Raw genomic sequence first — 7,554 nt, 5'->3', positions numbered from 1 at the left:
CGACCCCGTGGCTGCGGGCGCACCCCGGGTGGCCCCTCCCCGCTCCCCGCCCCCGCCCCCCCGGGCCGGTGCCCGACGGCCGCCGCGCGGGCGCCCGCGCGGCGGCGCTACGGGTGCGGGCGGGTGCGCTGGGCGGGCAGGGACGGGGCGCAGGTGCGGCGGGCGAGTTCGGCGAGGGTGTGGAAGAGGACGTCGCCGAGCAGGACCGGGTCGCGCGAGGCGTCGGACGCCCGCGGGTCGCGGGTGTCGGGGCGGGCGGTCGGGGGCGGCTGGTCGCGGAGCTGGCGTGTGGGCATGGCTCTTCCTGCCGACGGGGTGGCCGTGGGCAGTCATGCCCGGCGCGGCCGGCCGGGCACCCCGGGGCCGGGGGGATCGGCCGGAAACGGCGTACGAAGGGCTTGATCACGGCGGGGACGGCCGGTGGCCGCGGGGCCGGGCCGGTGACCCTGCCGCGCCGATGGGCGAAGATGGACCGGTGACCGAACCCCGTACCGCGCCCCGCCTCATCGCCACCGACCTGGACGGCACCCTGCTCTGCTCCGGTGGCACCGTCACCGACCGCACCGCCGCGGCGCTGGCGGCGGCCGAGGCGGCCGGGGTGCAGGTGGTGTTCGTGACCGGGCGGCCGCCGCGCTGGATGCAGCAGGTGAGCCCGCACATCGGCGGCCACGGGGTGGCGATCTGCTCGAACGGCGGCGCGGTGGTGGACGTGCGGCGCGGCGAGCTGCTGGAGACCTTCCCGCTGCCGGTGGAGACCACCCTGGCGGTGGTCGAGGCGCTGCGGGCCAAGCTGCCCGGCACCGCGTTCGCCTTCGAGCACCCGGGCGGCTGGGCCCGCGAGCCCGGGTACGCGGTGCCGATGTGGGGCGACGAGCTGGAGCACGAGGTCGGCACGGCGGAGGAGTTGCTGGGGGCCGGTGGGTCGGTCCGGGGCCTGTTCAAGCTGCTGGCCAAGCACCCGGACCTCGATCCGGACAAGTTCCTCGCCGAGGCCAGGGAGGCGGCCGGGCACCTGGCCGAGATCACCCGCTCGGCGGCGATCCCGCTGCTGGAGATCAGCGCGCCCGGCGTCACCAAGGCCAGCACGCTGGCCCGCTGGTGCGCCGGGCGCGGGATCGACCGGAGCGAGGTGGTGGCCTTCGGCGACATGCCGAACGACCTGGAGATGCTGGCCTGGGCCGGCACCGCGTACGCCGTCGCCAACGCGCACCCGCAGGTGCTGGCGGCGGTGCCGCTGCACACCCTGAGCAACGAGCAGGACGGCGTCGCGGCGGTGCTGGAGCGGCTCCTCGGCCGGTAGGACATCGGGAACCGCTCCGGCCGGGAACGGCCGGAGCGGTCGGAACGGCCTAGCCGAAGCGGCCGTTGACGTAGTCCGAGGTCCGCTGGTCGCGCGGGCTGCCGAAGATCTGCTCGGTCGGCCCGGCCTCGACGATCCGCCCGGGGGTGTCGTGGGTGGCCAGGAAGAACGCGCAGGTCTGCGAGACGCGCTGGGCCTGCTGCATGTTGTGGGTGACGATCACGATGGTGAGCCGCCCGCGCAGTTCGGCGATCGTCTCCTCGACCCGCCGGGTGGAGGTCGGGTCGAGCGCGGAGCACGGCTCGTCCATCAGCAGGATGTCCGGCGAGACGGCCAACGACCGTGCGATGCACAGGCGTTGCTGCTGGCCGCCGGAGAGCGCCCCGCCCGGGGTGTGCAGCCGGGTGGACACCTCGTCCCAGAGCCCGGCCCGGCGCAGGCTGGTCTCGACCAGGTGCCGGCGCTCGTCCTTGGACACCTTGATCCCGGCCAGCTTGAGCCCGCTGGAGACGTTGTCCTGGATGGACATCGCCGGGAACGGGTTGGGCCGCTGGAACACCATGCCGATCCGGCGCCGCACCTCGGCGGGCCGGCGGCCGGGCCGGTAGACGTCGTCCCCCTCCAGCAGCACCTCGCCGGAGAGGGCGGCGCCGCGCACCATCTCGTGCATCCGGTTGAGGATCCGCAGGTAGGTGGACTTGCCGCAGCCGGACGGGCCGATCAGCGCGGTGACCTCGCCGGCCGGCATCGCCAGCGAGACCCGCTCCAGGACCTTGCGGCTGCCGAACCAGGCGGAGACGTCGCGGGTCTCCAGCCCGGCGAGCGGCTCGTCGTCGGGGTGGCCGTCCGCGTACCGCCGGTCGGCGTACGGAGCGGGGGCGACCGGGGGGAGGGTGATGGTGTCGGCGACCGGGTCGGCCGGTGAGGGGGCCGCCGGCGGGGTTTCGGTCAGTGGTGCGTCGGTCATCGGAACGGTCCTCCGGGCGCGCGTCAGTAGAGGTTGGGCAGCAGGGCGGCGGCGTTCTCGTAGACCGCCCAGAGCAGCGCGCCGACCACCGGCGCGAGGCTCAGGTACGCGGCCGAGCGCCGCCAGTACCGGGCCAGCAGCAGGGCGCCGGCCACCGCGCCGAGCAGGCCGAGCGACCACAGCTGGAGCGTGGCCAGCGCGCCCTTGTCCGCGGCCAGTGCCTTGTCGTACGGGACGGTCGCGGGCCGGCCGCCGGGGTTCTGCTGCGGGTCGCCGTCCAGCCGGGCGCCGATCAGCACGGTGGAGCCGGGGATCCAGTCGGAGTCGCCGGTGACCAGCACCATCCGGTTGCGGGCCTGGTCGACGATCGGGTGGTCGCCGTCGCCGTACACGTTGACGGTGTAGGTGAACGTGCCCTGGCCGGTGGTGGCTTCGATCTTGTCGCCGACCCGCAGCCTGGACAGCTCGGCGAACGGCGCGCCGAAGGTGGCGCCGCGGCCGAAGACCACGGCGACCCCGCGCTGGCCGGGCAGCGCGGTGTCCCGGCGGTGGCCGGGGCCGCGCATCAGGTCCCGGCCGGTGGTGCCCTCGACCACCACGGCCCGGTGCAGGCCGATCGCCGGGATGTCCAGCAGTGCCACCGGGTCGCCGTCGGCGGCCGCGCCGGTCGGGGCGACCGCCCGGGCCAGCTGGTCGCGGAAGGTCTTGTACGCGGTGGACTGGTAGTGCTTCTGCTGGACGTGCGAGAGCGTGAACAGGTACCCGACGAAGCCGAGCACCAGCGCCGCGGCCAGGCTGACCGCCCAGGCGCCCTGGAGGAACCGCCGCCGCCCGGGGGAGACGGCGGGCCGGGCCGGGGCGGCGGGCCCGACGGGGGCGGCCGGCTGCTCCGGCGCGCTCACCGCGACCGGCTTCTCCAGCACCGGGGCCGTCACGAGGTACCGCCCGAGCCGTTGCGGCGGCGCAGCAGCCGGCGGCCGAGCAGCGGCGGGACGAGCACCACGGCGAGCAGTTCCAGCGCGGTGAGGGAGGACAGCATCCAGTCCTCGGGCTTGCCGCTGACCTCGACCACGTTGGCCGCCACCTCGGTGGCGGCGCCGCCGCGGCCGCGGGCGACCACCTGGCCGGTCTGCGGGTCGACCACGTCCTCGGTGGCGTCGCCGGCGCCGGGCGCGTTCGGGTCACCGCCGGCCGCGCCGCCGGCCGCGTTCGGGTCGCCGGCACCGCCGGCCGTTCCCGCGCCCGCACCGGTACCGGCGCCACCCGCGCCGCCGCCGGCACCGCCTCCGGAGCCACCGGACCCGCCGGTGCCGCCGGAACCGCCCGCCGCACCGCCGGAGCCGCCGGCCGCGCCGCCGGAACCGCCCGCGCCCGAACCGGTCTTGACCGGCTGGCCGTTCTGCACGGTGCAGTCCAGCGGGGTGCCGGCCTTGTCGCAGGGGCTCGGCATCGGGGCGTTCTTGAGGACGGTCAGCTCCCCGGCCGAGTTGAAGGTCGGGTTGGCGCAGTTGGAGAGGGTGTTCGGGTCGACCGGGCTGGCGTTGCCGGGGATGTTCCTGGTCTGCAGCAGACCGCCCTTGACCAGGCCGCGCGGGATCGGCGAGTAGCCGAGGTCGTCCGCCTTGCCCTGGCCCTCGCACAGCACGTACGAGAGGAAGCGGCTGAGGGCGGAGCCCTTGTCGTTGTTGAAGCGCGGCGGCGGCGGGTTGGCCGCCCCGGCCCGCGGCACGATCAGGTAGCTGTAGCTGGAGATCGGGTAGGCGCGCGGGTCGTCCATGGTGTAGACGCCGTCGAGGTTCTGCTGCAGGTAGTTCGGGTCGTCCGCGGGGGTGCCGTCGTCCACGCCGCGGATCTTGGCGGCGGTGAGCGCGACGGCGACGTTGGAGGCGGTCGGCAGCGAGTAGTAGCCGGCCTGGTTGAGCACCTTCACGACCGGCCAGTTGCTGCGTTTGGCGAACGCGTACTCGTCGTAGCCGATGGTGCCGACGTTGCCCGGGGACTTGATGTAGCCGGCCACCACGTCGGAGCCGTTCTGCGCGACCATCCGGCCGGACGGCGGGAAGAACTCGGTGTAGTCGCCGCAGCTCACCCCGTTGACCGCCTTGCAGTAGGACTCCCACTGGTCCTTGTGGGTGTGCTCCATCCAGCGGGTGAACTGCGCGGTGGCGCCGGAGCCGTCGGAGCGGATCACCGGGGTGATCTGCAGGTTGGGCAGTGCCTTGCCGTAGTCACTGGTGACCTTCGGGTCGTTCCAGTTGGTGATCTTGCCGGTGAAGATGTCCACGATGGTCTGCGGGGAGAGCCGCAGGTCGCGGACCTGCTTGCCGCCGACCACCAGGTTGTACATGAAGGTGGTGCCACCCGCGGTGATCGGCACGTAGGAGTAGCCGTAGACCGGGTTCTCCCGCTCGCCGCCGCCGTTCGCGTGGCCGTTCTGCCCGAGGCCGGTGTCCGGCGAGGAGCGGAACGGCACGTCGGAGGCGGTGAAGTCGTCCTGCCCGATCGACCACTGGGTGCGGCCGGCCGCCGAGCCGACCGGGTTGAAGTTGATCTGGATGCCCTGCGGGGACACGTCCTGGCGCCACTGGTCGATGGCGGGGCCGGCCCAGCTGGAGCCGTCCGCGCTCAGCGAGATCGAGGCGGCGTGGGCCGGGGTCTGCCCGATCAGCAGGGAGGCCGTGGCGAGCGACAGGGACATGGCCCCTGCCAGCAGCCGGGCCGTGGAGCGCCTTGCGGCCTCCCGGAACATGTGAACTCCTCGGGGACGGAGGGTGGTTGGTCCGGACATCAGTGCTTCGCCTGCGAGTGGAGGGCGTACGGACGGGCGATGGCGCCGAGCGCGGCCGCCTCCTGTCGACGGGCGTCCCGGTCGATCCGGCGCTTCTGGGCCCGGGTCAGCTGCCCGGGCCGGCGGCCGCCGAGCACGCGCGCGGTGACGAACAGGACCAGCACGACGCCCATCAGCGTCAGGCCGGCCGCGAAGCCGCGCGCGATCATGCCGTCGTACGGCTGCTTGACGTAGTTCCAGATGTAGAGCGGCAGCGAGACCTGGTGCCCCTCGAAGGGGTTGCCGTTGAACTGCGAGGTGAAGCCGGAGGTGAGCAGCACCGGCGAGGTCTCGCCGACGCCGCGCGCCATGCCGAGCACCACCGCGGTCACCAGGCCGGGCCGGGCGGTCGCCAGCACCACGTTCCACACCGTGCGCCACTGGCTGCCGCCGAGCGCGTACGAGGCCTCGCGCAGGGTGCCGGGCACCAGCCGGATGACCACCTCGGCGGCCCGGGTGACGATCGGCATCATCATCACGGTGAGCGCGAGCGAGGCCGCGAACCCGCTCTTCTCGAAACCGAAGGTGATGATCACGACGCCGAGGATGAACAGGCCCGCCACGATGGACGGCAGCGCCGTCATCGCCTCGACCAGGGTCCGCACCGGGCGGGCCATCCGGCCGCCGACCTCGGACATGAAGACGGCCGCCGCGATGCCCAGCGGAACGGCGAACAGGGTCGCCAGGCCGAGCTGTTCGAGCGAACCGACGATCGCGTTGAGCGCGCCGCCGGAGGTGAGCTGGTCGAGCGGGCCGGTGTGCTCCATCGACTCGGTGAAGAAGTTGAGGTGCTGGGCCGCCTCCCAGCCGCGGCTGGCGACGTAGCCGATCTGGTCGGCGATCAGCGCGACCACCAGCAGCCCGGAGCTCCAGGCGACCACGGCGACCAGCCGGTCCCGCACCATCATCGGGTTCCACTGGAGCCGGCCGAGCAGGTAGTAGCCGGCCAGGAAGAGCAGGTACCAGCAGAGCAGGAAGCCGAAGGCGCCGCTGAACGGCAGCACCCGCTCGTACAGCACCCAGTCCAGTGCGAGCGAGCCGGCCGTCGCGCCCGCCACGGTGAGGACGTCGTCGCGGGTGACGCCGCCGATCCGGAGCTTCTTCTCGGGGCCCGGGGCCCCGGCCGCGGCGGGCCCCGGGGGCGCGGGCTCACCGGCGGGCCCGGACACCGCGACCGGCGGCAGGTCGAGCGTGGTCATCGGATGGTCCCTTCACGGTTCGGGTGGCTGCGTGGGCCGGTCGTCGCCCCGCGGGCGGGCGTCCGTGGACAGGCCCTGTCCCCGCGGGCGGTTCGGGGGTTCGTCATGCTCAGTCCGCCGTCGCGGCGCCGGAGCGCGAGCGGTTGATGACGACCCCGGCCAGCACGTTGACCAGCAGGGTGAGCGCGAACAGCACCAGACCGGCGGCCATCAGCGCGGAGAGCGACAGCGAGTCCGACTCGCCGAAGCGCAGCGCGATCAGCGCGGAGATCGAGTTGGCGCCGTTCTCCAGGATGTGGGTGATGGCCTTGAAGTTCGGCGAGATGATCAGCGCGACGGCGATGGTCTCGCCCATCGCGCGGCCGAATCCCAGCATCACCGCGCCGATGACGCCGCCCTTGCCGAACGGCAGGACCACGGCGCGGACCATCCCCCAGCGGGTGGAGCCCAGCGCGTACGCGCCCTCCCGCTCGCCCTGCGGGGCCTGGGAGAAGACCTCCCGGCTGAGCGAGGTGACGATCGGAATGATCATCAGGGAGACCACCACGCCGGCGATGAAGGTCGAGGAGGTGTACGAGGTGCCGATGTCGCCGATGCGCACCTTGAGGAAGGGAATGGCGTCGCCCAGGTGGTTGGCCATCCAGCGGACGAAGCCGATGATCCGCGGCTGGAGGAAGAACAGGCCCCACAGGCCGTAGACGATGCTGGGGATCGCCGCCATCAGGTCGACGAGCGAGATCAGCGCGGCGCGCAGGCGCACCGGGGCGTACTCGGAGATGAAGATCGCGGTGCCGAGTGCCACCGGGACGGCGATGACCAGCGCGATCACCGCGATCAGCAGACCGTTGGGCAGGACGGCGGCGATGCCGAAGTTGTGGGCGGCGGTCTGCCACTTCTGCTCGGTCAGGAAGGACCAGCCGACCGCGCGCAGCGCGTCGGTGCCGCGCAGGACCAGGAAGAAGGCGATCAGTCCCATGATCGCGAAGACCGAGAGGCCGGCCAGCCGCAGCACACCGCGGAACACCCGGTCGCCCGGGGTCGCGGGGGCGGTGATGGTGCGCGGGACGTCCTGATCGGGCCCGTGGTCGGGTTGGCGTGGCGCCCCGGCGTACGGTGCCGCGGGCTCGGCGGCGGATGTCATGTGTGCTCTCCGTGCTCGGGAACGGGCGTGCTCGGTGAGGGTCCGGGGCGCTGCCTCGGCGGGAGGAAGCGCTCGGCGGGGCCGGAACGGCGGCCCCGCCGAGCGCGGGTTCCTACTTGC

General features: G+C 73.7%; 7 protein-coding genes. 1 reads left to right on the top strand and 6 read right to left on the bottom strand.

Translation table 11 applies throughout. From position 1 onward, the window contains the following. Positions 1-107: 107 nt before the first annotated feature. Positions 108-296, bottom strand: a complete 189-nt coding sequence (locus ACWGKU_RS39415) for a hypothetical protein (protein ID WP_359898072.1) — start codon at positions 294-296, stop codon at positions 108-110. Positions 297-457: 161 nt separating this feature from the next. On the opposite strand from ACWGKU_RS39415, the gene ACWGKU_RS39410 reads away from it, so the two are divergent. After that, a complete protein-coding gene (locus ACWGKU_RS39410) occupies positions 458-1,300 on the top strand; it encodes an HAD family hydrolase (protein ID WP_387693977.1) in 843 nt (280 codons plus the stop codon). A 49-nt stretch (positions 1,301-1,349) separates the two neighbouring features. Here ACWGKU_RS39410 and ACWGKU_RS39405 read toward each other — a convergent pair whose 3' ends face one another. From ACWGKU_RS39405 to pstC, 5 genes are all read right to left on the bottom strand, one after another. Then, on the bottom strand, positions 1,350-2,267 hold the full coding sequence (locus ACWGKU_RS39405; RefSeq protein ID WP_401043653.1) for a phosphate ABC transporter ATP-binding protein: 918 nt from the start codon (positions 2,265-2,267) through the stop codon (positions 1,350-1,352). Positions 2,268-2,290: 23 nt separating this feature from the next. Next, the gene (locus ACWGKU_RS39400; RefSeq protein WP_359898076.1) at positions 2,291-3,202 is read right to left on the bottom strand and encodes a sortase; all 912 of its coding nucleotides are present in this window, start codon (positions 3,200-3,202) and stop codon (positions 2,291-2,293) included. Next, positions 3,199-5,016 (bottom strand): phosphate ABC transporter substrate-binding protein PstS, encoded by a 1,818-nt coding sequence (locus ACWGKU_RS39395; protein ID WP_452180393.1) that lies wholly within the window; start codon positions 5,014-5,016, stop codon positions 3,199-3,201. The genes ACWGKU_RS39400 and ACWGKU_RS39395 overlap by 4 nt, the downstream gene beginning before the upstream one ends. Positions 5,017-5,054: 38 nt before the next feature. Then, complete coding sequence (pstA, locus tag ACWGKU_RS39390) at positions 5,055-6,293, bottom strand: phosphate ABC transporter permease PstA (RefSeq protein WP_452180392.1); 1,239 nt, start codon at positions 6,291-6,293, stop codon at positions 5,055-5,057. A gap of 109 nt (positions 6,294-6,402) precedes the next feature. Then, positions 6,403-7,434, bottom strand: coding sequence for a phosphate ABC transporter permease subunit PstC (pstC, locus tag ACWGKU_RS39385; RefSeq protein WP_359898082.1), 1,032 nt, complete (start codon positions 7,432-7,434; stop codon positions 6,403-6,405). Positions 7,435-7,554 lie beyond the last annotated feature (120 nt).

It is taken from the genome of Kitasatospora sp. NPDC054768, assembly GCF_053612025.1.
Note: the sequence above shows the minus strand (reverse complement) of the source record. Positions and strands in the feature narration are given on the sequence as shown.